The sequence below is a fragment of the Ellagibacter isourolithinifaciens genome (assembly GCF_008831035.1).
Lineage (GTDB): Bacteria > Actinomycetota > Coriobacteriia > Coriobacteriales > Eggerthellaceae > Ellagibacter > Ellagibacter isourolithinifaciens.
Genome location: NZ_WAJR01000003.1, coordinates 114,089 through 139,788, shown reverse-complemented (window position 1 = coordinate 139,788; position 25,700 = coordinate 114,089). Strand labels below are relative to the sequence as shown.

Genomic DNA, 25,700 nt, shown 5'->3' with positions numbered 1-25,700 from the left:
GTGATTCCTTTCCGTCTATCGCATCCCGGATTGGATGCTTGCGACGGATTCTATGGCGGTACCGCAATTGGTTGATTCGCAGTACCGGAATTTGCTGACTGTCAGTACCAAGAGGGCTTACTACTCAGTTACCCAATTTGACATCGCCGCCCGCGGTGTATTTGTCTTTTGCTGCGGCTTTATCGAATTGTTCCTGAGCGCTACCCTCGTCAATCTCGATATCTACGATTTTGTCGGGGTTCTCAATATTGCGGAACTCGACAATGTTGAGCGGGGAGCTGTTGCCGTTAGGGCCCGTTAGCCCGTAGCCTTCAGGCATCTCGCCCTTGAACATGTAGAAGTCTACGGCCTTGCTCTCTTCCTGCGCGGCTGGGGCCGTTTTCTCGCTTGAAGCTGAGTTGTTGCTTGAAGTGGAATTGTCAGAAGAGGCGGACTGGCCACCGCCGCAGGCAGCGAGGCCGAAGCAGAGGGCAACTGCCGAGGCGGCAATCACGATGGTCTTGGTGATGGATCTCATAAGCTCCACGCTCCTTCTCTATGAAAGGGTTCCTTGAAATTTCGCTACCTGACAACTTATGAGCAAATTCCGCGAAGAGGAACTCAGCGAAGTCTCATTTTAAAGGCCTATTTGATTCCTTATGGCTATTTTTGGAGAGAATGTCCAGGATGACTCAGCCTTAAAGGGGATACGAAGCTCAGTCCGAGGAAAGAAAAACAAATTGGACAACGAATGAATAAAGAAAAGGTCGCCAACCTCATGTCGGCGACCTTAGTTCAGTCGATTATAGAAAATGAACGAGCGAAGAATAGGCTGTTCTTGTTGCGATTAATGGGAGCCTTGCTTGTTCTTCAGCTGCCCGCAGGCGCCGGCGATATCGGAGCCGCGCGACGAGCGAAGCGTTGCCTCGATGTGATGTTTCTCGAGCGAATCGAGCCAGTGTTTGACCGTCTTCTGGGGTGTCGCCGCGAAATAGCTGCCCTCGATATCGTTCATGGGAAGGAGATTCACGTGGCAAAGCAGGCCTCTGCAATATTTGATGAGGGCGTCGAGATCTTCCTGAGTGTCGTTGACATCCTGAATGAGAAGATATTCAAAGGTCACGCGACGATTTGTTTTCTCGATATAGCGCTCGAGAGAGGAGCGCAGGCTTTTCAGGGATTGACGTGCAACATGCGGCATGATCTCGTTGCGAATCGGCTGAATTGCTGAATGAAGCGAAACAGCCAACGTGAATTGCTCAGGCTCGTTCGAGAACTGCTTAATGCCGTCGAGCATGCCGCACGTCGATACTGCAATGCGGCGTGCACCGATGTTCAGGCCCTTCTTGTCGTTCATGATGCGCAGCGCGGCAAGCACGTTGTCGTAGTTGAGGAAAGGTTCCCCTTGGCCCATGCCTACGACGTTTGATATGCGCCGTCCGAAGTCTTCTTCTACAAAATAGACTTGATCGACAATTTCGCCGATGGTGAGGTTGCGGGTGAACCCTTCGTGGCCCGTAGCGCAGAAGACGCACTCCATAGGGCAGCCGACTTGCGTTGAGAAGCACACGGTGAGCCGCTCGCGTGAGGCGTCGGCGGGAATTCCGACTGTCTCGACAAGAGCACCGTCGGAGAGCTCAAGCACGTACTTTCGCGTTCCGTCGGATGATTCCTGCTTGTCGATGAGCTTGGGTGTAAATAACGAAAATCGGCTTGCAAGCTCCTCTCGCAGCGCGAGCGAGAGGTTCGTCATCTTATCAAACGAGTCAACATGCTTGTACCAGAGCCACTCGTAGATTTGCTTTGCGCGGAATGCAGGTTGACCCAGCTCTTTCATAGCTTGCTGCAGACCCCGCATATCGTATGTTTTGATGTCTGTATTCATAAGTGGCATTATAAGTCATTGCTATACTGAAGCGAGAGATTAACGCGCGATGAAGGGGAGATATCATGCCGAGCGCTTTCGATACGTCAACATGCCGCGTTGCATTGCTTTCCGGCGGCACGAGCGGAGAACGGGAAATTTCGCTTGCGTCGGGAAAAGGTGCCCTTGCTGCATTGCAAGAGGCAGGTTTTACCGTCCAATGCTTCGATCCTGCAAAGAAAGAGGATTTGATCGCCCTGATTGATGGCAACTTCGACGTAGCGTTCCTATGCCTTCATGGTCGCAAAGGAGAAGACGGCGTGATTCAGGGCTTCCTGGAGACGATCGGCCTTCCTTATATCGGGCCGGGTGTATGGTCGAGCGCAACGGCTATCAACAAGGCTCGCTCTAAGGAGTTCTACCGTCTCGCGGGAGTTCCTACGGCTCCGTCGATGACGATTTCGTCCAACGATTCGCTCGATGTCGACTCCATCGTCGCGCAAATCGGTACCCATGTGGTGGTCAAGCCTGCAACCGAGGGTAGCTCAATCGGGATTTCGATTGTTGATACTCGCGAAGCTCTGGAGAAGGCTATCGCTGAAGCATTCGAGCATGACAGTGAAATTGTGGTCGAGAAGTTCGTGCAGGGGCGTGAGTTCACTGTCGCGGTTATTGGCAATGACGAGCCGCGCGCGCTTCCCATCATCGAGATTATTGCCCAAAAGGGCGAATTCTACGATTTCGAATCGAAGTATGCCGCTGGTGGTTCGAAGCATATCTGCCCCGCGGAGCTTTCGGAAGAGGATGCGGAGACGATTAAGAGGGAAGCCGTCGCTGCGCATAAGGCACTTTCGTGCGAGGGCGTTTCCCGCACCGACTTCATCCTCGATGATGAGGGCAAGCCGTGGGCGCTTGAGACCAACACGATCCCTGGTATGACGGAGACCTCGCTTCTTCCTGATGCGGCGGCAGCGGCGGGCATTCCCTTCCCCCAGCTGTGCACGATGTTGATTGAGTATGCGCTCGAGCGGAGCGGTCGATAAAGGGTTTCGGGGCTTCAGAGGGATCGTTGACCAAACATGAGGCAGCGCAGTGTGATTCCGTTCGCACTGCGCTGTTTGCGGTGAGGGGCTAGAAAAGCAACGTTTTGATGGCAAAGATAATTACCGCGATGACAACGATGATGAAGGCAATGCTGACGATGTAGCAGCCGATGTTTCCCGCACGGCCTTTCTCGATGAGCGATTCGCTCATTTTTCGCTGGCTTTTCATCACGACGGTGCCGTTTTCGCTTTTAGGCCTGCTGCTGCGCATGTCAGGCTTCCAGGTGCCGTTCGACTCGATGACCTTCGATATGGCTTGTTCGCCAAGGTTGATTTCAGGGCGGATTCCCTCGGCGAGCATTGACGAGATGTTCTTGGAGAATTCCTTGAATGAGGACTCATATTGGGGTTCGAGGCAGAGCACAGCCATTTCAGCCCAATAGGTGCCTGGTTCTGGCTCTTGTGTGAACGCGACGAGGGAGAGCAGCGCGATGAATTTCCACCCACGAGCGTTCAGGACGCGAAGCTGTCGGGAGAAATCGATGGTAAAATGGCCTACCCGTGCACCAAAGCGATTCTTGGCCCAGGCCAAGTCGCCGTCGAAAATGATTTCATAGGAATCGCCAATGATATTGTCGGCGCTGAGAAGGAGTGCGCCCTCTTTCTTTGATGAAGGCTCGATCTTCTGGTAAGAGCCGAAATAACGTTCCATGTGCGCTTCCTTCGCTGGGTGATGTTTCACGTGAAACATTATCTTATAATTGACGGGTGTTTCACGTGAAACAATTGAGAGGAATAACGAGAGAAGTTTTATGAATAGCAATCTCGATACATATATCAGCGACGGAACTCCTGAGCGAGTGCGCGAGCGTTACCGCCGCTTATCAGATCTGGCAAAAAAAGCGGATTTTGGTGCTCTTGACGAGAACATTGTGGTGATCGACACCGAAACCACGGGTTTCTCCTTTAATCATGATGAGCTTACTCAGATCGCTGCGGCGCGTATGGAGCACGGCGAAGTGGTCGATTGGTATGTGACGTTCGTCAATCCGGGAAAACCGATTCCCGATGATGTCGCTCATTTGACGAATATCCATGATGAAGATGTAGCGGACGCACCTTCGCCGGATGAGGCACTCGCGGGGCTTGTCGAGTTCGCACGCGATGCGAAGATGGTTGCCCACAATGCTGAGTTCGACCGCACGTTCACGACTCGCCATCCGAGCGGTTATCCGCTTTTGGATAACATTTGGATCGACTCGCTCGATCTGGCTCGCATAGCCCTTCCTCGTATGAGGTCGCATCGTCTTATCGATTTGGTGAAGGCTTTTGGAGCGCCGACGTCAACACACCGCGCAGATGATGACGTTGCAGCGACATGCGCGCTGTTTCGAATCTTGCTTGCGGCGGTGCATGAGATGCCGCCGGCCTTGGTGAAATGCATCGCGCTTCTCGCACCGGTGGAGCAATGGAACACAGCAGTGGTGTTCCAGCATTTTGCCCAGCCGGAGGCAAAGCCGTTTTCCCTTAAGGAACTCCGCCATGAAAGCATGACCTCGTATGAGCGGAGACCTCGTATCGATGCGAAGATGATTCAAACGATGGAATATCCGACTTCGGAGGATATTGCTCAAGCATTTTCTCCGACGGGGATTGTGGGAAAGCTTTATGACGATTTTGATCCCCGTGAAGAGCAGCTCACGATGGCTCAAGAAGTTCGTGCGGCCCTCGAAGCTTCCGAGAATCTCATAGTCGAGGCGGGCACCGGCGTCGGAAAGTCGATGGCGTATTTGGTCCCTGCAGTTCTCATGGCGAAGAAGAACAACATCGCCATTGGCGTTGCGACGAAGACGAATGCCCTGCTCGACCAGCTGGTCTATCATGAGCTTCCCGCACTTGCCCAGTCGCTTGGCGACATCACGTACGCCCCGCTGAAGGGCTTTTCCCACTACCCATGCCTGAGAAAGGTCAACCGCTTCGTAAAAGAAGGCGTCAATATGGTTGATGTTCAGGGCACGGAGCATTCCCAGGCTCCCTCTCTGGGTGCACTGCTGTCGTTTATCGATCAGACCGATTATGACGATATGGACAGTTTGAAAATGGATTATCGCGTGGTGCCTCGCCGAGCAGTGACGACCACGAGCCATGACTGTCTTCGCCGTAAATGTCCCTTCTATGGAACAACGTGTTTCGTGCATGGCGCTCGTCGCTTTGCCGAAACGGCGGATGTTGTGGTCACAAATCATACGCTGCTGTTCTGTGATGCGGCCGCAGATAATGGCCTTCTCCCACCTGTTCGCCATTGGATCCTCGATGAGGCTCACGGCGCCGAGGCGGAAGCTCGCCGCGCCTTCTCGTTGGAAATCGCAGCGGAGGATGTTATTCGCCTTGCTCAAAAAGTTGCCAGCGGAGAGAGTCGCAACGTCTACGCCCGCGCCGAAAAGAAGCTGAGTTCCTCGCTTAAAAACGATGGGGCGACGCTTTTCGAGGGATTGGTTGGTAAGGCGAAGTCTGCTGGCGACATGTTTGCTGCGGCGACTCACGAGTTCGTTCCCCATATTAAGGACTTGCTGTATTTTGACCCGAATAAGCGCAGCCGAAGCTACGACCGCACGGAGTTGTGGCTCAACGATGACATTCGGGCTTCGGAGACGTTCGGTTCGCTGCGAACGCTTGCAAAGGCTATGCAGGTAAGCGCGGAAAAGGCGACCACCTGCAGCCAGGAGCTTGTCGGCTACCTTGAGAACATCGAGGGAGCTGCGGAGCCCCAGCGTGAAATTGCTTCGGTTGCAATGGATCTGAAGGACCTCGTGGGATCAATTGAGGTGATTTTCGGCGAGAAGTCAGATAGCTACGCCTATGCTGCGGAGCTATGCCGAAAGAAGGACAAGCAAACCGATAAGCTGGAGGCTCTCGTCGTCAATGTGGGCAAGGCCCTTGAAGATAAGCTGTACTCTCAGACGAAGTCGGTTGTTTTCGCATCCGCTACCTTATCCATTGACGGGGACTTCACTTCTTTCGAGAATGCAATGGGGCTGAACGCGGGCGAGGGAACGCGCGCACATACCTGCCAGCTCAATTCGAGCTATGACTTCGATAAGAACATGACGATATACGTGGCAAGCGATATCCCGGAGCCATCCGACCCCCATTACCTTGACGCGCTCGAGCGGCTTTTGGTGGGTACTCATATTGCGCAGCAGGGGTCGATGTTGACGTTGTTCACCAACCGGCGCGAAATGGAAAAGTGCTTCGACGTCGTTCAACCCGTCCTCAAAGAAGAGGATCTGCGGCTCGTTTGTCAAAAATGGGGAGTGTCCGTTAAGGGACTTCGCGACGACTTTATCAAGGACAGGCATCTTTCGCTCTTTGCGTTGAAAAGCTTTTGGGAAGGTTTTGACGCGCCGGGCTCGACTCTTCGCGGCGTGATCATTCCCAAGCTGCCGTTTTCAAAGCCGACCGACCCGCTCTCGTGCGAAAGAGCCACGCGCGACGACCACGCATGGAGCCATTATTCGCTGCCTCAGGCGGTTCTCGAGACGAAGCAGGCGGCTGGAAGGCTCATCAGAAAAGCTTCCGATAAGGGCGTTCTCATCTTGGCTGACAAGCGCTTGATAACGAAAAGCTATGGGAAGGTGTTCCTCCGCTCGCTTCCGAGCAAAACGATAGAAGTGTGCACAACCGACGAAATCATCGCTCGACTTGCGGCAGCAAACGAGTAGATGTTTCACGTGAAACATTGCCATGGCTAAGCGGATCGACAAAGTCGCGAAAGCGGCGCACATCAAAAGAAACACGGAGGGAACTTCGAACGAGATTTCCTTCAGTGTTCTCGATGCGGCCAAAAATTCGCTCGATGGGGAAGGGGGCTCGAGCCCCTTCGGAACAATTTCCCTTTTCACGCTGCCTGGTAAGAAGAAACACATATCGACGCCATCGAAAGACGAGGGGCTTGCGCTGACGCAGCGAGAGGTGTCACCTTCCTCGGCGCGCTCCCAAAATCGATTCGAGCGCAGACAACGTCGTCTCGAGCAGAAAAGAGTAAGTGGAGCAGCTCGTGGGTCGCACAGCGCGCGTGAACCTCGATCGTTCGATGCTGAAGTTGCATCGCGCAAGCGTGCGCGCAAGCGCGGGCGGTTGATCGTATCGTTCGCGCTTACCGTAGCGCTGCTTGCGGTGGCTGGAGGGTTGACGTGGTGGGGTTTCGGCACCTATCAAGATCAGCAGACGTACAAAGGGGTCTTGAGTAGCGCCATCTCTGAGCTGTCCGGGACCGACGAGCTGTTGGCAGAAATCGATGCCGTCGTCGTCGATTTGGCGAACAGTGACGTCACCTCCCTTTCGGTAGGCGATACGCTTGATGTCCAGAAAAAGGTGCAGGATGGGAAGTCGACCTGCATCGATGAGCTTGATGCGGCAGAGGAAGCGGTAGGTCAAGTAGCGATAAGTAGCAGTTCCGATGCGAGTAGTACCCCCGATTCCAAGGTGGTCGACACGATAACGGCCCGTCGCCAGATGCTGACAAGCGGCGCTGCCATAATTGACGACACGGTGAGTGTTCTCCAGGCGAGGCAAGAGGCAACGAAAGGATGGCAGTTGGTTCTCGCTGCTGATGGGCTCGCTCGCGAGGCGGCAGATATAGCTTCTTCAGCAACATCGGCCGATATGCAGGCGTCAACTGAGAAGTCCCAACAGGCGATAGAATCCTTTTCGAAGGCGAAGACTGCACTGCAAAATGCCGAGCAGCTCTTCCCGCAGTTGGATTTGAGCGCCTATATGAGCTATATCGATAAGCGACTCGAGGCACAAGGCTATGCCATCGAGTCGAACGATGCGCTCATTAACCGCGACACGCAAGCGGCGACCGAACACAACGACGACTACAACAACGCGGAGAAACAGGCCGGTGAGCTTGCGGAGAAGCTTCCGGATGATCCAGACGAGCTTGTGCTGGCCGCATTCGAAAGCAAAACGGCGTCGAGCCAAGAAATGTATGAAAATGCCCGTTCACAAGCGCAGAGTGCAGATGCTTTTATCCGTGATTATTTGGGCACCTTCAATAAATAGCGTATAGTATGCAGCATATATGCCTTCATACAAAAGGAAAGTGAAAGGGCATCCTATGCCGGATATCATCGACCATGTGTCATATCTCTCCGAAGAAATCGGGCCGCGACCTGGCGGTACCGAAGAGGAGCAGCAGGCGGCGCTCTATATTGCCGACTATCTTCAGAAGGAAGCGGGCCTCGCAGCGGAAATCGAGGACTTCGCCATAGCCTCCAACACGGAGACGCCGTCGCTCATTTGTGCAGGCATCCTGCTTGTTGCGGTGGTTTTGGGCCTTGCGGTTCCCGCTATTGGGATTCTCGCGTTCGTCCTTGCTCTCATAAGCGGGGGTCTTATGCTCGCCGAGTCGCTCGGAAAGCCGGTCCTTTCCCGCATGCTCGGCAAAGGTGTGAGCCAGAACGTGGTGGCAAAGTACGAACCTGCCGCCGCCGACATGAAGTCTTCCCACCGGAAGGTCGTTATTGTTTCCCATTACGACAGCGGTAAGGTCCAGGCTGAGCTGAACGCGCCGCTTCTGGGCATCCTTCCGATAATCAAGCTTTGTGCACCTGTTGCTGCCGTGGTTACTGCGATTTTGCTTCTCATTCGCGGGTTGGCTCTCGGTAATGCGTCGGGTGCTCCCGTCGTCGTTATTTCGATTATCACGGTGATTGCCGCGATTATTGCGATTGCTCCGGGAATCTTCGCGCTCGCGCACCGTACAGCTGGATATAGCGCCGGCGCCAATTGCAATGCATCGGGCGTTGCTGTGCTCATGGAGACCGCCGCTCGTGTTGGCAGCCCTACGTCTGCTGTTGAGAACTATGAAGAAGACCCGGTAATCCACGGAGAGGAAGCGGCTCGCGTCGCTGGAGTGGTCCCCGACGGAGCCTCCGTGGTTTACGAGGCGCCTCAGGCACCTGCGGGTTCGGCAGAGGCTCGCCTTGCTCAGGCGAAGGCGGCAATCGCGGCGATTTCCGGAAAGCCCGTGCCAGGAGCCGCCCCTGTGTTCGACATTTCCGAGAATCTCGTACAAGTGAAAGACGAGCCGCTCGGCAAGCCGAGCGATGAGGAGATGCAGGCGCTTCGCGAGGACACCTCGGCCGCCTTCGCTCCGAAACCCGCCGAAGCTGCCGCTGCTCTTCAGGAGCAGATTGCGGCGCAAGCTGATGCCGCCGAGGCTGCGTTAGCGGCATCGCGTCCCGCCCCTGCGGCTCAAGGTTCTCCCATCGAGGGGTATCTCGACAAGGAAATGTCGCAGTTCGATTCCCCGTATGAGGCGACATATGCCGAAACTCCTCAACAAGAGGCTCCTGCAGCCGCCGAGATGGTGGTTGAAGATGACGGGTCGAGCGTTCCCGCGTGGTTTGCGCGCGCTCAGGAAAAGGCCAAGCGTCCCAAGAATGACGACAAGCCGGTCCATCGTTCTCGCTATGCCGATGCACTCGATGCTGCGGTGAGCGCGAGCAGAGTTCATTTCCAGGAAGCGAACGAGGCGGTTGTGTCCGAGACTGAGCAGCGATTGGCTGCTATGCGCGATTCCATAATGGAAGTGAAGGCGCCGGGCTTCGAGAGTGAGGGCGGAGATACTACCTTCGCGGTGATCGAACAGGAGCGCGTGTCCATCGCGGGGGAGAGAGATCAGACAATCCCCGATTGGTCTATGCCCGAATGGACGAAGCCTGTCGATACCACGGCGCCCCTCGCTGTCGAGCCGGTTTCCGCAGAGGCAACTCCGATTGCTAACAATGAAGTGTCGGCGCAGCCCGCTGATTCTCCTGCTGGCGAGCAGCGCGTTTCCGCAACGGCGATTCCTCCAGTTGTTCCCGTACAGGACGCAGCGTCGATGCCGAACGTTCAGGCTGGAGCTGCAGACTCGCCCGCGCCCGCCTCGACTGAGGAATACGCTACGTGCGCGATGACGCCGATCGACGTGACCGGCCTGCGCGAGGAGGCGGCTGCCCAGGCGGCGGCGGAAGCCCCTGCGCCGTTCGTGGCTCCTTTGGCCGCGGAAGCAAGCCGCACTGCACAGGCACCGACGCTCGAGGCGATAACGGCAGAAGATTTGAAGCCGGTCGCCGAGCTGAAGAAGCAGCGCGCGCCTCTTGCAGACGCCTCAAAGGGAAAAAAATCGCCTGCTGAGAGACTTCGTGCACAAATCCCGTCCATTGAGAGCTCTTCTCAGGGCCAAACGGAAGCCGCTCCGACTCATCCTTCGTCTATGTCGATATCGAGCCTGAGAGGGTCTCTCCCGTCGCTTTCCGGCTCAATCACGCTTGAAAAGCCGGCGGAGGCACCCCAAGAGAATGAAACTGCCGAGGAAACGTCCGATGACGCGACGGTCGCGATCAATCAGATCGGATCTTTTGCACCTGCGAGCGCGACAGGCTCTTTCGCCCCTGTCGATGAGGAGCTTTTCGAGAATGTCGCCGACGAAGACATCTATGTCGATGATGCGGATGATTCGGCGTACGACGGCACTGTCACCGAGACAGGCGCATTCGCGGGCCCTGGGTACGTTGAGATGCCGAAGTCTCGCGTTCGCAAGTTCTTCGACCGCTTTAGCCGCAAGAAGAAGCAAGAAGACACTCCCATGACGCCGCAGGAATGGCTCGACGTCGATGATTCCTTCGATGCTCGCACTGTGGGGGCCGACCGAGGTGGTTGGGAGAGCTTCCGCGACGAGTCTGCGTCTTACGAGGCTGATGCAGCTGCGCAGGCTGGCTACGGGGAATATTCACAGGACGAGTACGACGACGATTACTACGACGAGGACAACAGCTTCTACGAGGACAAGACGACCGCTTTTGAGCCGGCTTCTGACGATGGCGCGCGCCGTGGTGGCCGCAGCCGTTGGAACGGAGGCGCTTTCTCGCGCATCTCGATGGGCAATGCAAACGTTCGCTCCGAAGAGGAAATCGTGACGCCAGATATGATGCCGGAGCCTGTGGAGCTCGAAGAAGACGAGGAGCGCATCTATCACTTCCACAACCCCGAGATTACGACGGAAGTCTGGTTCGTCGCTCTTGGCTGCGAGCTTTCCGGCCATAACGGCATGAAGGCGTTTCTCGCCGACCACGCCGATGAGCTGCGTGGTGCGATCATCGTGGATCTCGAGGCGATGGGTGCAGGGTCGCTGTCGCTTATCGAGAGCGAGGGCACGCTGCGCAAGGTATCCGTCTCTTCTCGTATGAAGCGCTACGTGAAGAAGGCGGCTCAGGCAACGGGCGCGCACGTGGGCGGTGCGACTATCCCGTGGGGCGAGGGGTCTGGCGCATACGCCGCACAGCAAGGTTTTCAGGCTATGCATCTCGCTGGCATGGACGGGATTAAGCCTGCGTTCTTCGGTCAGAAAGATGATACGATTGACGTGGTGAAATCGGACAATCTTTCCAAGAATGTCGAGTTCGTTGTGGAAATGCTAAAGAATATCTAAGGGGAGTAGAATTTCTTAGAGATAGATTGTCTGCTTCCTGTATAATTTCGAACGTTTGAGGTGAAACGGGCTTTTGGTTCCACCCATATCGATTCGATAGAGAGGTTTATAGGAATGGCCATCGAAGCATATTGCGTCAAGTGCAAGGCGAAGAAGGAAATGCAGAACCCGGTTGAGGGTGTTACCAAAAACGGTAAGCCCATCATGAAGGGAACCTGCCCTGACTGCGGGGGCAAGATCTGCCGCATTGGCGCTGTTAAATAACCCGAACGCGCTCAGCTTGCGAGAGGCGATGTTTCACGTGAAACATCGCCTTATTTAGTGCTTGTAGGGGTGGACGAACGGATTGTCTCTCATGACGTTCTCGAGCATCGAAATGTAATCCTCGAGAAGCGGGCTGCGTTTCATCTGGCTATGGATAATGTATCCGACCTGCATCGTTCCGTTGCTGCCGGGAAGGCCACGGGTATCAAGTGGGATAGACACAATGCCCGTGTGCATCTCAGAGGAGAGGACGCCGGTAGATAAGGTGTAGCCGATATGATTGGTAAGGAGGTTCGTCAACGTTCCGCGGTCGGAGAAGCGGATTTCCTTCTTATGGGGAATCTGATTGAATGGCTCTTCGGCGTAATAGAAGGAGTTTTCCGTACCCTGCTCAAAGGAATAGCGCGGATAATCTTCCAGATCGTCAAGCGTGAGGATTTTTGCCTTCGCAAGCGGATGATGCTCGCCGACGAACACGTGGACCTGCGCATCAAAAAGCGGCGTGAAAACGACGTTTGCATCAGCAAAGGCTTTGTCGAGCACACGTGAGTTGAAGCTATCGCGGAACAGGATTCCGATTTCGCTGCGGAAGGTGCGCACGTCGTCGATAATCTCGCCAGTTCGGCATTCTCTCAAGGTGAATTCGTACTCGTCTCCTGTGTACATTTCGGCGACCTCGACAAAGGCCTGCACGCTAAAGGCATAGTGCTGCGTCGAAACAGTCAAACGTGCATGGCTCGAAGATCCTTTCGCATAGCGCTCGGAGAGCATGTCGGCCTGTTGGATTACCTGACGTGCGTAGCCGAGCAGCTCGGTTCCGTCATTGGTGAGGGTGACGCCACGATTGCTGCGGGTGAATATGGTGATTCCGAGTTCAGTCTCAAGCTCTTTGATCGCGGTAGAAAGATTGGACTGCGAGGCATAGAGATTTTGAGCAGCAGCATTGATGGAGCCGAATTCGGCAATAGCTATAAGGTAGCGAAGTTGTTGTAAAGTCATGGAACACCTTTCTTAAAGCAAACCGCCTCAAGTAGATGGCGGTATTGCAAATGCATTATATGCAACTATCGATTATAAAGATAACGAGTACTCAAAAGAAAGTCCAATCCAAATGCTTGCCTCAAGCAGGTTCGAGTGGTTTTATTATCAGGCATCCACGAATAGCAACGAGGAGTATTTGCATGGCGAAGAAGAACATACCCTACGATCAGAAATACTACGACCCCGAAATAGAATGCATGCCGCGTCCTGAGTTGGAGAAGCTCCAGCTCGAGCGTCTGCAGGCAATGGTGAAGTACGCATACGAAAACACGGTGTACTACAAGCGCTCCTTCGATGAGGCCGGTGTGAAGCCCGAGGACATCACGTCGCTCGCCGACATCGAGAAATTCCCCTTCATCGATAAGAAGACGGAGCGCGAGACGCAGCATGTCGGAAGCTTCTTCGGCGAGATGTGCTCCGTTCCCGAGGAAGACGTCGTGTTTATGGCGACCTCATCCGGCTCGACCGGCGTTCCTACGGTAAGCCCCTTCACGCAAGAAGACTTCGACCTGTGGCAATCGACCGAAGCGCGCCTCTTCTGGCAAGCGGGTATGCGCCCGAACGATCGCTACGTGCACGGGTTGAACTTCGCGCTCTACGTCGGCGGCCCCGACGTTATGGGCGCGCAGGAACTCGGCGCGCTCGCCATCTGGGTTGGCGCGGTGCCTTCCGATCGCCTGCTGTTCGTGCTGAAGCAGTATCAGCCGACCGTTATCTGGACGTCCCCTTCCTACGCTTGGGCGCTTGGCGAGAAAGCGAAGGAGAAGGGGTTTGACCCGCGCGAAGATTTCAGCATCCACACCATCATCGTCGCAGGCGAGCCTGGCGGTTCTATCTCGTCAACGCGTGAGGCGATCGAGGATTTGTGGGGCGCTAAGGTCGTCGATTTCTTCGGCCTGTCCGACATCTACGGCGCATGCGCAGCGATGTGCGAGGCGAAAGACGGCCTGCATATCGTCGAGGATCAGATTCTCGTGGAAACTGTCGACCCGACGACCGGTGAGGTGCTCGAGCCAGGCAGCGTCGGTGAGCTTACCTACACGACGCTCATGAAGAAGGCGCGCCCGATGATCCGCTTCCGCTCGGGCGACATCGGATATGTGAGCACCGACAAGTGCGAATGCGGGCGCACCCTTGCCCGCATCCACGTGACCGGTCGCAAGGACGAGATGTTCATCGTCGGCGCCGTGAACGTGTTCCCCTCCGACGTGGAGTACGTCGTTCGCGCGTCGAAGGGCCTTACCGGCGAGTACTCCATTCGCGTGTACGACGAGAACTACACGACCCGTTACGAGGTCTCGGTCGAGCGCGCGCTTGGCAGCGAAGAGCCGTATGCTGAGGTCGCGAAGCGTGTCGAGGCGGCATTGAAGGCCCATTGCGGCGTGCGACCTGCTAAGGTGATTGTGTACGACGCGGGCAAGCTGGGCACGTCATCCGCTCACAAAGCGAGCCGTTTCGTCGATGAGCGTACGCAGAAGTAAGGAGAAGGCTATGTCGAAAACGTTTTCGGTTTCAGGTCAGCACTACCTCTTCGATGTGCAGACGTTCGCGCACACCGTGCTTGCGGCAGGCGGCGATGAGTATTCCTACGCGTTGCGCGACCGCACGACGCAGGGCGTCATCGACGATGTCGCGCAAGGGGTGAGCGAACTGGGCATTCTGCTCAAGACGTCCGCTTCGGATGACGCTCTCGACGAGGCGTTCAAGACGGCGGGCGTGCAGTATACCGAGCTTGTGCAGTCGGCGCCGCGCGTGGCTCTGCCCTCGAGCCACCCGATGTCGAATGCGAAATCGCTTACGTTGGACGATCTTGCCGATTGGCCGTATATCTATTTTGACCAGGGAAAAGACGCTCCTGCTGAATTCGCGGAAGAAGCGGTGTGCGACCCTGCATGCGCAAAGAAGATAGCAACGACCGACCGTGCCTCGCTCTCCGAGCTCTGTGTCGCCCTCAATGGCTATACGGTGACAAGCGGCATCCTTGTGGGTATCGCCGACGGTCCGGCGCTGACGACCGTTCCGCTTGAGACGGACGTGACGATTCACCTTGGGTATATTACGAAGGATGATGCCGAGCTTTCCGCTATGGGCGAAAGCTTCCTCGGTCGACTGAAGAAGAACCTCGAGCGCTACGTCGCATCCCTCTAAGGGAAAACGGCGCGCATAACATCGAAGGCCTCAGGCGGAATGGTCCGTCTGAGGCCTTTTTCTTGGAGATGCGCGTTTGCTGCAGCGATTGCGTTTCACGAAAGGGGTGTTTCTCCCCCTGCTCGCTGGGCACGTGGCGTGGTGCGGCGCCGTTATCTCGCTAGATGCGCTGCGCTATCTTCCGGTTAACACGCGCTCGTCGCCCGAGCGGCGGGTGATGCCCTTGTCGTCGAAATACTCCAACAAGGGAATGGCGTATTTGCGCGTGGTGCCCATAGCGTCCCTCAGTTCTGCGGCGCTCGCAGAGGCCCCGTCGGCGAGACGAGTGCGAACGGCCTGTTCAAATTGGGCAAGTGCCTCAGTGGAGAAGGCGAGTTCTTTCGTGATGCGCACCGCTTCGCCTGCCTTCTCGAGGGAAGCTATGGCGCGTCGGCCGAGAGAAGGCTCGATTTTGCAGCTCGAAAAGATTTCATCGAGTGTCGCGGGGGAGCCATCAGCCTCGCGAAGTGCGGCAAGCAGGGCTTCCGCGGCCTGCTTCTCCAACGCCTGAGCTCCAGCGCCTGCCTGCGGATGGCAAACCTCACCGCCGTTGACAACAGCGTGCTTAGCAGCTTGCGCATCAGCGAGGAGGGCATCGAAGCAGTCGGGTGAAAGGCGGACGGCCGCTTTCTGGCGGAGCGCCTCCTTCGACATGCCGGTTGACGTCGGATTCTCGTTATGGAAGGCGAGCAGAGCGTTCTCGATCGTTGAGCGCATCTTCTGCACAAAACGCGGCGTGGTGAAGTAAACGCTTGAACCGGCCTGGTCGGATTTGAGACGGACGGCCTTGCGCGATTTCTCGAGCGACTCGAGGGCTCGCCTCGCCGCAGCTTGGCTGCATCCTGCTGCATGAACGATGCCCTCGCACGTTACCGGCGCCTTCTCAAGGTTGAACGCGCATTCCGCTGCGCGGTCGCCATCTCCGTCGCGCAAAGCATCGAGGAGCGCGATCTTCTCGGGGGTCGCCGTGGTCGAGCGCTTGGGGTGCGCGCGGAGCACGACGCCGCCGCCGATGACGTGCACGGGGGAATACGACCGCACGATGAAGTGGTCTTGCCAGGATACGGGAAGCTCTTCGTCGAGGCGGATTTGGGCATAGGCTCTCTCGCCCGGCTTGAAACCCTGCTCGTCCCCGATGCAAAGGATTCGCCCTGTGACCTCGCGCGTTCCGTGCGAAACATGGACGCGCGCCCCGCTTTCGAGGGGTTTGTCGGACGAGGAGAGGCCGAGGTAGGTGAAGTCGGCATCGAAGCGGTCGGTCGCGGTGACGGTGTGGGGCGCTGCGAGAAAATCGCCTGGCCGCACCTCTTCGGTGGAAAGCGCGTTCAGGTTGAGCGCGACGCGATGGCCGGCCTCGGCGCGATTGACGCTCTCTCCGTGGATTTGGATGCTCCTCACACGGGACATGCGTCCGCTCGGGAGCACTTCAAGTTCGTCACCTATCGAAACGGCGCCGCTCCAAAGCGTTCCCGTGATGACTGTGCCTGCGCCTTTGATTGTGAAAACGCGGTCGATCGGCAGGCGAGTGCTGTCGGAAGCTTTTTGGCGCTTCGTTGCTTTCGCTGCCCGGCCAAGCGCCGCCTTCAGGTCGTCGAGCCCCTCTCCCGTGCGGCTTGATACAGCAATGATCTCGGCATTCTCGTAAGGTCCACCCGCAAGGCGACCTTTCACCTCATCGATCATGAATTCGACCCATTCGTCGTCAACGAGGTCGGTCTTCGTGAGCGCGACGACGAGCGTGGGGATGCGCAGAAGCTCCAGCACGGCCAAGTGCTCGGTTGTTTGGGGCATGACGCCATCGTCAGCTGCGATGCACAGGAGTGCCATGTCTATGCCGGTCGAGCCCGAGATCATCTGGCGGACGAACTTCTCATGACCGGGAACGTCGACCACGCCTAAGGTGGTGCCGTCATCGAGAGAAAGGCGCGCGAAGCCGAGCTCGATGGTGATACCGCGCTGCTTCTCTTCCGAGAGACGATCGGGATCGGTTCCAGTCAACGCGAGGATGAGCGAGGACTTACCGTGGTCGATGTGCCCTGCGGTTCCCAGGACAAGGTCGTGGTTCTTCATCGGTTGATCCCTTCGAAATACTCGGTGCATGCGCACACGATTTCCTGCATTTCTCCCTCGTCGAGCACAGTGCGCCCATCGAAGAGCAGCATGTCTTTCTTCAGGCGTCCCACAACGGGAACGAGTCGCTCCGAAACGAGGTGGCGATCGCATGAGAGCGCGTCGCCTTGCAAGAACTTGACCTGCACGCAATAGGTGGGGATATCGCACATGGGCAGCGCCCCGCCACCAGCACGAGAAATCTCCTCGATGATGAAAACCTCGCAGGCATCTGCGGGAAGCGCTTTCTTCAGCATGCTCGCAAGCTTCTTGGTGCGGACGCGGACCTCATCGGCGGTTTCGGTGAGCATGCGCAGGGTGGGGATTTCGCGGCGCGCGTTCTCGGGGTTCAGGTAGAGGCGCAATGTGGCCTCGAGTGCGGCGAGCGTCATCTTGTCGAGACGCAGCGCGCGGGCGAGTGGATTTTTCTTCAGGCGCGCGATCAGCGGCTTCGCACCGACGATGATGCCCGCCTGGGGGCCGCCGAGCAGCTTATCGCCTGAGAACGACACGAGATCGGCTCCGGCTTGCAACGATTCGGAGACGGTGGGCTCGGCGTAGTCGCCGAAGCAAGTCAGGCGCATGAATGCACCCGACCCCTGGTCCTCGTAGACAAGGAGCTTGTCACCGCTCGTTCCGCCTGCCTGCTCACGCGCGGTGTTCTCGTCGTCGGCAAGTGAACGCAGCTCGGAGATGGCGACCGATTCCGTGAAACCGATCAGGCGGTAGTTCGAGGGATGCACTTTCAAGACCATGGCCGTGTCGGGCGTGACCGCTCGCACGTAGTCGGAAAGGTGCGTCTTGTTCGTGGCTCCGACTTCCACCATAGTGGCGTGCGATTGTGCCATGATGTCGGGGATGCGGAACGACCCGCCGATCTCGACGAGCTCGCCGCGCGAGACGATAGCTTCGTGACCTGCGGCGAATTCGGAGAGCACCATCATGACTGCCGCGGCGTTGTTGTTCACAGCAATTGCGGCCTCGGCGCCGGTGAGCGTGCAGATGAGCTGCTCGCAGTGGGAATGGCGTGAGCCGCGAGCCATCGCGTCGGTGTCGTACTCCAGCGTCGAGTACCCGCTTGCGACTTCGTTCACGGCCTGCACGGCGGCGGGCGCGAGAACGCTTCGTCCGAGGTTGGTGTGGATGATGACGCCGCTTGCGTTCACAACGCGCCGCAGTGAAGGACGGTTCAGCGCGAGAAGCCTCATGTGGGTCGTTCGCACGATGCTCGGGATGGACGTGTCGGCGTCGCTCCCTGCAAGGATAGCTTGCCGCGCTTCATCGATGCTCGCACGTACAGCGTTGCATACCAAGTCTCGGGGAACGCTATCGGTGAGGGCCTCGAGCGAGGCATCGTGGAGGACTTCCTCAACCTGAGGAAGCGAGCGGAGCTTATCGTGCGGGGACTGCGAAGCCATGAATGCGCCTTTCGTGCAAGAAACGGTGACTCAAATTGTAGCAGTGAGCGGCTTTTTCATCGCCCTCGGACGCGATTGTGGCCGTCGCGGCCGCCAGATGGGTACCTCGCGCGTTTCTGCGTTATACTCATCCCTTGACAGAGCGATTTTTCGCCGCGCGATTCTGCCGCCGCGCGACATTCTGCATTTTCGCCTGCTTAAAAGCTTGTTTCACGTGAAACAAGGGCAATTCACCGTGCCCGCACGCGCGGGTCTCAGCAAGGAAGGATCCCCCATGAAAATCCTCGACGGTTTCGGTAAGCAGTGCCCCATGCCTCTCGTCATGGCGAAAAAAGAGCTCGACACTGGCGCGACGGAGCTCGCTATCCAGGTTGACAACGAGACGGCCGTGAAGAACCTCACGCGTCTTGGCAAGAAGAAGAACATGGCCACGTCGGTTGACAAGATCGAGGGCGGCTGGCTCATCACCTTCGGTGAGGGCGACGGTGCCGAGGCAGAAGCTTCTGCCGTTGTCCCCGAGGCTGGGAGCGCGTGCTCGACTACGGGTGGTTGCGGGTACTCCGTGTTCGTCGGCAAGGACTTCGTGGGCGATGGCGATCTTGAGCTTGGCCACAACCTTATGAAAATGGCCCTCTACACGCTTTCCGAAGCGGGCGATCCGCCGACGTCGCTTCTGTTCATGAACGCCGGCGTGAAGCTGGTCGCACCGGGCGAGGAGCAGGTCATCGAGGCGGTGAAGAAGCTCGAAGAGCAGGGCACCGAGGTGCTCGTGTGCGGCACGTGCCTGAACTTCTTCGGCATTGCCGATGAGCTTTCCGTCGGCGAGGTTTCCAACATGTACGACATCCTCGAGCGTATGCGCGAGTCCGCAAAGACCATCACGCTGTAATGGGGGAAACTCAGGTGGCAAGCGCGCAACCATTCGTGCTCGCTTTCGACTCGACGCATGCCGCGATGGCGGCGCAGGCGACCTTCAAGGCGGCGGGCGCCTCTTTTGCTCTCATCCCGACTCCGCGCGAGATCAGCGCGGGATGCGGCATGTCGCTTAAGTTCAAGGCGGAAGGTGCGGCAGAGGCGCGAGCCTTCGTCGCTGATACCGTAACGGGCGATGCCGCGAAATGCGCAACGCTCTACGAGGCGACAGGGTACACGAAGCTCTCGTAGCCGAACAGCAAGAAGGGGCCGAAATCGTTCGGCCCCTTCTTTGCATGCTGAGGCAAGAAACCTCAGCATTTTTCGGTTCTTCCCGCTACGCTTTCTGGGCGATCTCCTCGTTCATCTTCGTGACGTCGGAGTCCTTAATCTTGAACAGCAGCAGGAACGGTATAAGTGACACAACGAGCAGCCCGATCGGCAGCAGGAAGTACATCTGCTCGATGCCTGCGATAGCGGCAGCGTCGAAGACGGTTGCTGTGGCGTCATAGGCGACAAGCGAGAGGAACGCCGGCAGGATAATCGCGCGCAGGGTGACGCCGAGCTTCACCGACACGGTCATGATCGACATCGTGGTGCCGAGCGTGTTCTCGCCAGTTTTCCAGTGACTCCAGGTCGCACACATGGAGTACAGGTTTGCGGACAGGCCATAGGAAAGGCCGAAGAACACCTGCGAAAGCACGAGCAGCACGTTCAGAAGCACATACCCTGGTTGCAGGACGTAGGCAATGACCCAGATCACGAGCCAGCCTGCGACGCCCACGATGGTGGTGTTCTTGGTGCCGAGCTTCTTAGCGACGCGCGCGGCGATAAACGAGCCCACGAAACAGCCCAGGTAGAACATCATGAGGATGGTTCCCGAAGCGGACGCATCACCCAGGACGACTTTCGCATAGTACGCTGTGCCTGCAGCGACCGTGTAGTAGGCGATGAGGCGCAGGATGTCGTGGAGTACGACGCCGATGAGATTCGGGTTGGTGACGATATTTTTGCCCATCGCCTTGAAAGAAATCTTCTTGCCTTCCGATTTGGTTTCGGTGTCGTATCCCTTCGTCGCGAAGAAGCAGATGGCCATCGCGATGATGTAGATGACTGACACAACAGCGGCGCAAATGGAGTAGGCAAGTACACCGCTGACGAGCGCGGCGAGGGAGGTCGTGATCAGCGGCACGAGCTTCGACGCAATCACGCGGCCGAGTGCGGCGCCGGCGCCCAGGCGGCCCGACAGGAACGCGCGCTCGGAAGGCTCGTCGGTGAGCACATTGGTCATGCTTCGAATGCCCGCGTACGTGATATTCCAGCAGAAGTGGCTCACGACATAACCGATGCTGATGACGATGCCTGCCACAACGTCGCCGCCCACCTTGGTGAAGCACATGATGAAGAACACCATGGCGATGATCGGAGCGATGATGAGCCAGGGGCGGTACTTACCCTTCTTGAAGTGGAACTTGTCGATGAACACGCCCGCCAAAAGGGCAGATACGGTGTCGACGGCCGACGCACTTGCGGCGATGACGCCCGAGATGGCAAGCGGAAGTTGTGCCACGTCGGTCAGGAAGAATAGGAAGAAGGCGGTCTCGAGAGTCGCGGCTATCGAGAAGCCTATCTCGGACACCCCCCAGACGGAACGTATAGCAGTGTTGATTCTTGGCATAGTTTCTCCTCCTTAGATTGGGCGCTATCCCCTTATGCGCCCGTTTTCAGCTGTGTATGTCAACCGCCTTTGCAGACGGGGTAAGCTTTTTGGAGGGGCGGGTTTTGGGATAAAGAGCACCCGCCCCAGCGATGCTGCCCCTTCGTTGAAATTCGAGGGAAGAAGGGGCTTTTAGAGAGCGGAGGGGATGGTCTCTCGCTCGGGCTTAGCTTATAGGCCTCGCGCACATGAGTCAGTGGGCATGGGGCATACGAAAGAAAGGGAAACTGTTGTGCTTCTTGCAAGACGTGCACGATGAGGGCGAAATCTTATTGTGCATTTTGCATAATAAGATTATCGAAAAGCCTGGCTTTCGACTAAAGCAATCGGACGGGAGATAGGCCATTATGGGATACGGCGCAATGGCTTTATCTGAGGGGAGTAGGTCATGGGTGTTTCGCTAAACATCATGAAGCGCGAACTTGAGGCTATGGGGAACGTCACAATCTCGTCTGACGGGAGTCTTGATTTCGAAAATGCCCGTCTTTATCTGGGGGAATCGTCGATTGCGGGGGACGATATCCTCTACGTTTGCTCGACGAGCGAAGACTGCGAAAGCGTCCGAGGCTACGGCCGCCACGCAGCTTTCGTGGACCATCACGCGACCAAGCCCGACCAGACCGCCGTGCTTTCCGTCACGGGGGGAGAGGGAACGCTCCAGGTATTCAACGCGTTGCTCGAAATCTTCTATCGATTCGGGATGTGGGAGCGCGATATGGACGCGGTGCTCGGCCGCGGCGGCGGGCTTCAAGAGCTTATGGATGTGAGCGAGAAGATGCTGCGCAACAACGTCGTCGTAGTGGATCCGGCTCTCAAGCTTTTGGCCTACACCAAGGGGACTCCCTGTGACGATCCGATTACGATGGAGCTGATCGGGCACGGCTACCATACCGAGGAGAACATCCGGAAATTCCAGCTGCACAAGCGCTTCAAGCCATGGGCGAAAGAGGACGGCTTCATCGTCAACGATACGCTCTCCATCTGCAAATACGTCACGGTCGTGAAGTCGTTCAAAACCAAGACGAGCTTCAGCCTCATCGTCGTCATGATGTGCAACAAGCTTTCCCCCTGCGACTATCTCTACGACACGTTCGACCTTTTCCTCTCGAGAGTCAAACGCATTGCCGCGCGCGAATACCCGGAAGACAAACCCTCGGGTAACGCGGTCGACACGTTCCTTCATGATCTGCTTTTGGGCCGCGAGGGCAACGAGGCTATCATTCGCGAGCGATGTAAGCTCGTAGGAATTCCACCAGAAGCGCGGTTTTGCCTGTTCACGATTCCCGTTACCGAGGATATGTCTCCCTCGCGGCTTCTTTCCGACCTGGTCACGATGGTGGCACCGGCGAAAGTTGTCCTTTTCGACGGCTGCGTCACGGTGCTGTGCTTCAACTGCCTCTCTCCGCAGTGCGCGCTGCATTGCGAGGTCGGTTCGTGCCCAAGGGGGCATAAATCCATCTCATCGCGCATCAACGAGCTCATGGAGAAAATGGACCTTATCTGCGGACGCAGCTCCAAGTTCACGAATCTCGCTAAGGCTTCCATTGCCTATCGACAGGCGCGCGAGGCTGCACGGCTTGGGGCGAAGGCCAAGCCGGGCGCTCATAAGCTGCCGATTTCGTTCAACTGGAACCGTATCTTCTCGTTCGATCGAGCCCAAATCGCCTTTATCGCCGACAAAATGGGAGATGACCTGCCACTTTTAAATTCAACCTACGCGAGCGTCGTCGTTCGTTCTATCGCGAAAGACGACGCCGAGCGGGGCACTGACAACTATCAGTTCCTCTACGAGTACCTCATGTGCGAACGCCGCGCGAACATCGTTGCCGAGAAGCTTCATATGCATCGCAACAACGTGAAGTACCGCATCGACCGTATCGAGGGTGCGTACGGTATCGACACGTCCGATCCTGCTCTTCGCTTCGCGCTGCTCTTTGCGTACCGTTTCGACGACATCGAGATTATGCAAAATGCACAATAGAATTTATCGAAGACGGTGATTTCAGCCCCATGATTTACGCTGCGGCGCGCCGTACTCTTCTCGATGTCAGCACGGCACGGGAGAGAGTGCCGCAGAACAGGGGAAAGGATAGTCATCATGGCCATCAAAAAACATGAGGAAATTCGTCTCAACGTGAAGCCGATTTTCTTGACGCTGTATCACGAGTACGTGTTCGAGGGACCGTGCCGCTTCGGTGAGGGCATCCAGCTTGAGAAGGAATTCGACCTCCACATGGCCGCCGAGAAGTTCAAGGGTTGGTATGCTCAGCTCCAGGCTGCTATGCCGGAGAACGTCGTCAACCTGCTCGAGCCCGTCAAAGTCGAGCGCGACGAGAACTTCCTCACCAAAGACGAGATGATCGACAAGCTCGCCGAGGGAAGCGAAGAAGTCGACCTGTACTTCATCGGATATGCGAGCCGCCCCTATGACCTGGCCCTCGAGTTTGCGCAGCGCGTCGGCAAGCCCTGCGCCATCACCCAGGCATGCTGCGCCTCCGCTATCACGTCCGCCGAGTTCCTTGCCCGTGGCCTTGAGTTCTACTCCTTCGAGGACTGGGAGGACGCCACCGAGTACATGACCGTCCTGCGTGCTCGCAAGGTCATGAAGGACTCGAAGATCCTCGCCGCGACCCGCATGACGAGCACCGTCTCGGTGAGCGCGCCCGACTCGATCATCGACCCCGAGAAGATCACCGAGCGCTTCGGCACTCGCATCCGTTACGTCTCCGCTCATGAGCTGCTCGACCAGATTTCCTACGACGACCCGATGGAGAACTACTGCACGCCGGGCCGCAAGGGCTTAAACCTCACCGCCGAGGACGAGAAGATCATCGACAAGGAAACCGACGAGCTCATCGCAGGCGCCGAAGAGTGCGAGATGACGCGCGAGATGGTCAAAAAGTCCGTCGAAGCCAACTACGGCATCCAGAAGTTCCTCGACGCCTACGAGTGCAACTGCTTCACTGCTCCGTGCCCCGATCTGTGCGCGACGCGCCGCCTGAACCAGAAGCAATTCACGATGTGCCTGAACCACTCGCTCAACAACGAGCAGGGCATCCCGTCCGCATGCGAGTACGATCTGGGCGCCGTCGTCTCCAAGCTGATGCTGCAGGCCATCGGCCGCCGTCCGTCCTACATGGGCAATTGCTTCACGAGCCCGGTGCGTCATGGCGTGCGCGCTCAGCTGCCCAAGGCATTGTTCTTCACGCCCGAGCATGTTGACCAGAAGATGGAAGAGCTCGGCGACATCCCCAACGTCGTTTTGACCTTCCACTCGGTGCCGAACCGCCGTTGGGAATCCTTCGACGAGGACTTCCGCCCCTACGCGATTCGCTCCTTCGCCCGCTCCGGCTTCGGCGCGACGCTGCGCTACAAGTTCGAAGAGGACGCCGGCCAGACGATCACGATGTGCCGTGTCGACCCGAACGTCGAGAAGCTTTTCGTTGCGAAGGGCAAGATCATCACCTCCATGGGCTACGATCAGACCAACTGCTCCATGGGCGTGTTCTTCCAGGTGAAGGATTCCAAGGACTTCTTCAAGAAGCAGGCCGCCATCGGCAACCACATGCCGCTTATCTACGGTGACTTCGAAGAGCAGGTCATCGAGCTCGGCGAGCTGCTCGGTCTGGAAATCGTCCAGGCGTAAATCGAGCCGACGAGAAGGCGTATCACGCGCCGAACGCCAAGCCCGCGGCGCCGCAATCGACGCCGCGGGCTTGTTCTTTCCCGAGTTTGGGGCTCGGGTCGGTGAGGAAGGGGATGGGGAACGTGAAGGCTCCTGACGAGATTCAGCAGGAATTCATCGACGGTTTCGTCGCCGCTGGTGACACGTTCGAGCAGTTCGACTACCTTTTGCAGCTATCGGCGCAGCTCGAGGAACTACCCGAGGAGCGCAAAGTGAAAGAAGTGCTCGTCGAGGGGTGTCAGTCGCAGGTTTGGCTTTATCCCTCGTGGGAGGGCGCGTCGTCGGGCGAGGGCTTCGCTCTTGAAGGTGACAGCGACACGCTCATGGTGCGCGGTGTGATCTACCTGTTCCAGCAAATGTTCTCGGGGCAAGATGCACGGGCGATTATCGAGTGCCCCGTGCGTTTCGTGGAAGAGACCGAGCTCGTCTATATTTTCGACGCGAAGCGGCAGGCGGGCGTTTCCGCAATCGCGTCGACTATCAAGGATTTTGCGCGCAAGGCGCTTTCCAATAAGGAGGAACCTCATCATGGCTAGCACGATGACGCTGAAAGATCGCCTCGATATCGCGGCGAAGGATGCTGAAGCTGCGCAGGAGAAGATCACGTCGGGCACGCTTGGCCGCGAGGCGTTTCGCCAGGAGGTGCGCAACTATACGCTCGCCAAGTTCTTCCTGACCGAAGACGAGGTGCGGGCTTTGGGCACGGAGGACATCTTGAAACTCGCCGACGAGAGCGTCGAGAAACTCCTGCGCCAAAACGACAAGAGCGTGAAGCTTGCGGAAGGCTCGACCACGTGTACCAACCAAAGCTCGACCGACATCAAGAAGGTGCTTTTGTCCTTGACGCTCCAGCGCGCTCTGAACGTTCGCTTCACGCCCGAGCAGTCTGCCAACCTTGAGACAATTACGCAGCTCGCAGACGCGCTTTTCGATGCGAAGGACGACCCGTCCATGCGCAGGGACTCCTGATGAGCTAGAATGCTCGGCATGCGATGATAT

Annotated in this window: 20 protein-coding genes; 13 read left to right on the top strand and 7 right to left on the bottom strand. The window is 57.2% G+C overall.

Annotated features, from left to right (window positions below):
- Nucleotides 1-124: 124 nt before the first annotated feature.
- The gene (locus tag F8C90_RS02710; protein WP_158048911.1) at nucleotides 125-517 is read right to left on the bottom strand and encodes a hypothetical protein; all 393 of its coding nucleotides are present in this window, start codon (nucleotides 515-517) and stop codon (nucleotides 125-127) included.
- Nucleotides 518-826: 309 nt separating this feature from the next.
- On the bottom strand, nucleotides 827-1,864 hold the full coding sequence (rlmN, locus tag F8C90_RS02705; RefSeq protein ID WP_158048910.1) for a dual-specificity RNA methyltransferase RlmN: 1,038 nt from the start codon (nucleotides 1,862-1,864) through the stop codon (nucleotides 827-829).
- A gap of 65 nt (nucleotides 1,865-1,929) precedes the next feature.
- On the opposite strand from rlmN, the gene F8C90_RS02700 reads away from it, so the two are divergent.
- A complete protein-coding gene (locus tag F8C90_RS02700) occupies nucleotides 1,930-2,886 on the top strand; it encodes a D-alanine--D-alanine ligase family protein (protein WP_158048909.1) in 957 nt (318 codons plus the stop codon).
- 88 nt (nucleotides 2,887-2,974) lie between these two features.
- Here F8C90_RS02700 and F8C90_RS02695 read toward each other — a convergent pair whose 3' ends face one another.
- Nucleotides 2,975-3,637 carry a hypothetical protein gene (locus F8C90_RS02695; protein ID WP_246155749.1) on the bottom strand — a complete coding sequence of 221 codons (663 nt, stop codon included), beginning with the start codon at nucleotides 3,635-3,637 and terminating at the stop codon, nucleotides 2,975-2,977.
- Nucleotides 3,638-3,698: 61 nt separating this feature from the next.
- On the opposite strand from F8C90_RS02695, the gene F8C90_RS02690 reads away from it, so the two are divergent.
- The 4 genes from F8C90_RS02690 (at nucleotide 3,699) to F8C90_RS10880 (ending at nucleotide 11,632) form a co-directional block, all read left to right on the top strand.
- On the top strand, nucleotides 3,699-6,608 hold the full coding sequence (locus F8C90_RS02690) for a helicase C-terminal domain-containing protein (RefSeq protein WP_158048908.1): 2,910 nt from the start codon (nucleotides 3,699-3,701) through the stop codon (nucleotides 6,606-6,608).
- A gap of 22 nt (nucleotides 6,609-6,630) precedes the next feature.
- Nucleotides 6,631-7,953 (top strand): hypothetical protein, encoded by a 1,323-nt coding sequence (locus F8C90_RS02685; protein WP_158048907.1) that lies wholly within the window; start codon nucleotides 6,631-6,633, stop codon nucleotides 7,951-7,953.
- Nucleotides 7,954-8,008: 55 nt separating this feature from the next.
- On the top strand, nucleotides 8,009-11,368 hold the full coding sequence (locus F8C90_RS02680) for a zinc-binding metallopeptidase family protein (protein ID WP_158048906.1): 3,360 nt from the start codon (nucleotides 8,009-8,011) through the stop codon (nucleotides 11,366-11,368).
- A 114-nt stretch (nucleotides 11,369-11,482) separates the two neighbouring features.
- Nucleotides 11,483-11,632 (top strand): DUF5679 domain-containing protein, encoded by a 150-nt coding sequence (locus F8C90_RS10880; protein ID WP_170264504.1) that lies wholly within the window; start codon nucleotides 11,483-11,485, stop codon nucleotides 11,630-11,632.
- 54 nt (nucleotides 11,633-11,686) lie between these two features.
- Here F8C90_RS10880 and F8C90_RS02675 read toward each other — a convergent pair whose 3' ends face one another.
- On the bottom strand, nucleotides 11,687-12,631 hold the full coding sequence (locus F8C90_RS02675; RefSeq protein ID WP_158048905.1) for a LysR family transcriptional regulator: 945 nt from the start codon (nucleotides 12,629-12,631) through the stop codon (nucleotides 11,687-11,689).
- Between the two features lie 182 nt (nucleotides 12,632-12,813).
- Here F8C90_RS02675 and F8C90_RS02670 point away from each other — a divergent pair, with 182 nt between their 5' ends.
- Nucleotides 12,814-14,154 (top strand): phenylacetate--CoA ligase family protein, encoded by a 1,341-nt coding sequence (locus F8C90_RS02670; RefSeq protein ID WP_158048904.1) that lies wholly within the window; start codon nucleotides 12,814-12,816, stop codon nucleotides 14,152-14,154.
- Nucleotides 14,155-14,164: 10 nt separating this feature from the next.
- The gene (locus tag F8C90_RS02665; RefSeq protein ID WP_158048903.1) at nucleotides 14,165-14,821 is read left to right on the top strand and encodes a LysR family transcriptional regulator substrate-binding protein; all 657 of its coding nucleotides are present in this window, start codon (nucleotides 14,165-14,167) and stop codon (nucleotides 14,819-14,821) included.
- Between the two features lie 174 nt (nucleotides 14,822-14,995).
- Here F8C90_RS02665 and selB read toward each other — a convergent pair whose 3' ends face one another.
- Entirely contained in the window at nucleotides 14,996-16,930 is a 1,935-nt protein-coding gene (gene selB, locus F8C90_RS02660; RefSeq protein ID WP_158048902.1) for a selenocysteine-specific translation elongation factor, read from the bottom strand.
- The gene (gene selA / locus F8C90_RS02655) at nucleotides 16,927-18,387 is read right to left on the bottom strand and encodes an L-seryl-tRNA(Sec) selenium transferase (protein WP_158048901.1); all 1,461 of its coding nucleotides are present in this window, start codon (nucleotides 18,385-18,387) and stop codon (nucleotides 16,927-16,929) included. Before selA ends, selB begins: the two co-directional genes overlap by 4 nt.
- 274 nt (nucleotides 18,388-18,661) lie before the next feature.
- Between selA and yedF the strand changes: the two genes are divergently transcribed.
- Nucleotides 18,662-19,276 carry a sulfurtransferase-like selenium metabolism protein YedF gene (gene yedF / locus F8C90_RS02650; protein WP_170264503.1) on the top strand — a complete coding sequence of 205 codons (615 nt, stop codon included), beginning with the start codon at nucleotides 18,662-18,664 and terminating at the stop codon, nucleotides 19,274-19,276.
- Nucleotides 19,276-19,551, top strand: coding sequence for a putative Se/S carrier protein (locus F8C90_RS02645; protein WP_158048899.1), 276 nt, complete (start codon nucleotides 19,276-19,278; stop codon nucleotides 19,549-19,551). Before yedF ends, F8C90_RS02645 begins: the two co-directional genes overlap by 1 nt.
- Nucleotides 19,552-19,636: 85 nt before the next feature.
- Here F8C90_RS02645 and F8C90_RS02640 read toward each other — a convergent pair whose 3' ends face one another.
- The gene (locus F8C90_RS02640; RefSeq protein WP_158048898.1) at nucleotides 19,637-20,977 is read right to left on the bottom strand and encodes an MFS transporter; all 1,341 of its coding nucleotides are present in this window, start codon (nucleotides 20,975-20,977) and stop codon (nucleotides 19,637-19,639) included.
- Between the two features lie 427 nt (nucleotides 20,978-21,404).
- On the opposite strand from F8C90_RS02640, the gene F8C90_RS02635 reads away from it, so the two are divergent.
- From F8C90_RS02635 to F8C90_RS02620, 4 genes are all read left to right on the top strand, one after another.
- A complete protein-coding gene (locus tag F8C90_RS02635) occupies nucleotides 21,405-22,997 on the top strand; it encodes a PucR family transcriptional regulator (protein ID WP_158048897.1) in 1,593 nt (530 codons plus the stop codon).
- Nucleotides 22,998-23,114: 117 nt separating this feature from the next.
- Nucleotides 23,115-24,662, top strand: a complete 1,548-nt coding sequence (locus F8C90_RS02630; RefSeq protein WP_158048896.1) for a hypothetical protein — start codon at nucleotides 23,115-23,117, stop codon at nucleotides 24,660-24,662.
- A gap of 113 nt (nucleotides 24,663-24,775) precedes the next feature.
- Nucleotides 24,776-25,237 (top strand): SufE family protein, encoded by a 462-nt coding sequence (locus F8C90_RS02625; RefSeq protein WP_158048895.1) that lies wholly within the window; start codon nucleotides 24,776-24,778, stop codon nucleotides 25,235-25,237.
- On the top strand, nucleotides 25,230-25,670 hold the full coding sequence (locus F8C90_RS02620; protein WP_158048894.1) for a hypothetical protein: 441 nt from the start codon (nucleotides 25,230-25,232) through the stop codon (nucleotides 25,668-25,670). Before F8C90_RS02625 ends, F8C90_RS02620 begins: the two co-directional genes overlap by 8 nt.
- Nucleotides 25,671-25,700 lie beyond the last annotated feature (30 nt).

Coding starts and splice junctions, on each gene's coding strand:
- F8C90_RS02710 (WP_158048911.1), bottom strand. CDS start 517: ATGAGATCCATCACCAAGACCATCGTGATTGCCGCCTCGGCAGTTGCC.
- rlmN (WP_158048910.1), bottom strand. CDS start 1,864: ATGAATACAGACATCAAAACATACGATATGCGGGGTCTGCAGCAAGCT.
- F8C90_RS02700 (WP_158048909.1), top strand. CDS start 1,930: ATGCCGAGCGCTTTCGATACGTCAACATGCCGCGTTGCATTGCTTTCC.
- F8C90_RS02695 (WP_246155749.1), bottom strand. CDS start 3,637: ATGTTTCACGTGAAACATCACCCAGCGAAGGAAGCGCACATGGAACGT.
- F8C90_RS02690 (WP_158048908.1), top strand. CDS start 3,699: ATGAATAGCAATCTCGATACATATATCAGCGACGGAACTCCTGAGCGA.
- F8C90_RS02685 (WP_158048907.1), top strand. CDS start 6,631: ATGGCTAAGCGGATCGACAAAGTCGCGAAAGCGGCGCACATCAAAAGA.
- F8C90_RS02680 (WP_158048906.1), top strand. CDS start 8,009: ATGCCGGATATCATCGACCATGTGTCATATCTCTCCGAAGAAATCGGG.
- F8C90_RS10880 (WP_170264504.1), top strand. CDS start 11,483: ATGGCCATCGAAGCATATTGCGTCAAGTGCAAGGCGAAGAAGGAAATG.
- F8C90_RS02675 (WP_158048905.1), bottom strand. CDS start 12,631: ATGACTTTACAACAACTTCGCTACCTTATAGCTATTGCCGAATTCGGC.
- F8C90_RS02670 (WP_158048904.1), top strand. CDS start 12,814: ATGGCGAAGAAGAACATACCCTACGATCAGAAATACTACGACCCCGAA.
- F8C90_RS02665 (WP_158048903.1), top strand. CDS start 14,165: ATGTCGAAAACGTTTTCGGTTTCAGGTCAGCACTACCTCTTCGATGTG.
- selB (WP_158048902.1), bottom strand. CDS start 16,930: ATGAAGAACCACGACCTTGTCCTGGGAACCGCAGGGCACATCGACCAC.
- selA (WP_158048901.1), bottom strand. CDS start 18,387: ATGGCTTCGCAGTCCCCGCACGATAAGCTCCGCTCGCTTCCTCAGGTT.
- yedF (WP_170264503.1), top strand. CDS start 18,662: ATGAAAATCCTCGACGGTTTCGGTAAGCAGTGCCCCATGCCTCTCGTC.
- F8C90_RS02645 (WP_158048899.1), top strand. CDS start 19,276: ATGGGGGAAACTCAGGTGGCAAGCGCGCAACCATTCGTGCTCGCTTTC.
- F8C90_RS02640 (WP_158048898.1), bottom strand. CDS start 20,977: ATGCCAAGAATCAACACTGCTATACGTTCCGTCTGGGGGGTGTCCGAG.
- F8C90_RS02635 (WP_158048897.1), top strand. CDS start 21,405: ATGGGTGTTTCGCTAAACATCATGAAGCGCGAACTTGAGGCTATGGGG.
- F8C90_RS02630 (WP_158048896.1), top strand. CDS start 23,115: ATGGCCATCAAAAAACATGAGGAAATTCGTCTCAACGTGAAGCCGATT.
- F8C90_RS02625 (WP_158048895.1), top strand. CDS start 24,776: ATGGGGAACGTGAAGGCTCCTGACGAGATTCAGCAGGAATTCATCGAC.
- F8C90_RS02620 (WP_158048894.1), top strand. CDS start 25,230: ATGGCTAGCACGATGACGCTGAAAGATCGCCTCGATATCGCGGCGAAG.